The organism is Xanthomonas sp. SHU 308 (assembly GCF_000364645.1).
In the GTDB taxonomy this organism is placed as follows: domain Bacteria; phylum Pseudomonadota; class Gammaproteobacteria; order Xanthomonadales; family Xanthomonadaceae; genus Xanthomonas_A; species Xanthomonas_A sontii.
This window is the reverse complement of the sequence record NZ_AQOK01000271.1, coordinates 1-2,090: the sequence shown is the minus strand read 5'-3', so window position 1 is coordinate 2,090 and position 2,090 is coordinate 1. Positions and strand designations below refer to the sequence as shown.

Sequence of the window (2,090 nt, the reverse complement as noted above, 5' to 3'; positions counted from 1 at the left end):
GGCCGAGGCCGTGGCGGCCGGCGACCGCGAACCCACGCAACTGGAGAAGCTGGACGTGGTCGCGCAGCGCAAGGACGGCTATACCCCGCCGCCCAGCGCCGCCAGCACCGGCTTGGTGTTGAGCCCGCTGGAGACGCCGCAGTCGGTGAGCAGCATCGGCCGCGAGCAGATGGACGACTTCGGCCTGCGCAACGCCAACGATGTGCTGGCGCTGGCCACCGGCATCAACGTCGAGAAGATCGAGACCGATCGCACCTACTACAGCGCACGCGGTTTCGACGTCGTCACCTTCCAGGTCGACGGCCTCGGCCTGCCGTTCACCAATGGCGGCGCCGAGGGCGACCTGGACACCGCGATGTACGAGCGGGTGGAGGTGTTGCGCGGCGCCAATGGGCTGATGTCCTCGACCGGCAATCCGTCGGCCACGATCAACTTCGTGCGCAAGCGGCCCACCGAGGACCTGCAGGGCAGCGCCGGAGTGACGGTGGGCAGCTGGGACACGCGGCGGCTGGACGCGGACCTGTCCGGCCCGCTCAACGCCAGCGGCAGCGTGCGCGGGCGGGTGGTCGCCGCCGGCCAGGACGGCGACAGCTACCTGGACCGCTATGCGCTGAACAAGCACAGCGTCTATGGCATCGTCGAGGCCGATCTGAGCGATCGCACCCGCCTGAGCGTGGGCGCCAGCGATCAAAAGAACGACGCCACCGGTGGCATGTGGGGCGCACTGCCGCTGTACTACAGCGATGGCAGTGCCACGGATTTCGCGCGGTCCACCAGCACTTCGGCCGACTGGTCGTACTGGACCACCGAAGACAAGCGCGGGTTCCTGGAACTGCGGCAGGACCTGGGCGCGGACTGGCGGCTCACGCTGGCACTGAACTACCGCAGGCTCGACAACGATGCCCAGCTGTTCTACGTCTACGGCACTCCCGATCGCGACACCGGCCTGGGCCTGTTCTCCTACCCCTCGCAGTACGGCAGCAGCGAAACCCAGAAGTACGCCAACGTGTCCGCAAGCGGACCGTTCGCGCTCGGCGGGCGCGAGCACGAACTGGTGGTGGGCGTGCAGTGGGGCCGCGTGGAGGCCGACCAGGTGTCCTGGTACGGCAACGACATCGGCACGCCGCTGCCGCCCCTGCAGGACTGGAACGGCGCCTATCCCAAGCCGCGTTTCGACGCGTTCTCCGACGGCGCCCAGTTCGACATCATCCGCCGCACCGCCTACGCCACCGCGCGCTGGAACCTGGGCGAGACGCTGAAGCTGATCACCGGCGTCAACCACACCGGGATCGAGAGCCGCGGCCAGAACTACGGCGTGCAGCATGCCTACGACGACAGCAGGACCACCCCGTTCGTCGGTGCGGTCTACAGCTTCGCCCCGAACTACGCGCTGTACGCCAGCTATGCGGAGATCTTCAACCCGCAGACCGAACTGGACCGCAACCTGCGCGTGCTCGACCCGATCACCGGCAGCAACGCCGAGCTCGGCATCAAGGGCCAGTGGTTGCAGCAGCGCGTCAACGCCTCCTTCGCCCTGTTTCGCGCCAAGCAGGACAACACCGCCGAAGCCGATGTCTTCGTCGGCACGCTGCAGACGTACCGGCCGATCGACGCCACCTCCACCGGCTACGAGTTCGACGTCGCCGGCCGGATCGGCGCGCACTGGCAGCTCAACGCCGGTTATACCCAACTGGGCATCAAGGGCGACGACGGGCGCAACGTGCGCACCTACGTGCCGCGCCGCACCTTCAAGCTGGCCACCACCTACACCGTGCCGCAATGGGAGGCGCTGCAGCTGGGCGCGACCCTGACCTGGCAGGACGCCATCGTCCGCGACCAGGAGGCCGTGGACACCGCCGGCAATCCCATCTACACCCGCCAGGGCAGCTATGCGCTGCTGGGGCTGATGGCGCAGTACGCCATCACCCCGCAGTTCAGCGCCACCCTCAACGTCTACAACGTCACCGACCGCAAGTACATCAACAGCCTATACTGGGCGCAGGGCTACTATGGCGCGCCCCGCAACACCGCCCTGGCGCTGACCTACCGGTTCTAGGCTGTATCGACATTCAGCGGTATTTTTTTGGGAT

General features: G+C 67.4%; 1 protein-coding gene. It reads left to right on the top strand.

The genetic code is table 11. From position 1 onward, the window contains the following. On the top strand, positions 1-2,056 hold a 2,056-nt coding region (locus D588_RS0109960; RefSeq protein ID WP_017915868.1), incomplete at its 5' end, for a TonB-dependent siderophore receptor. Positions 2,057-2,090: the final 34 nt, after the last annotated feature.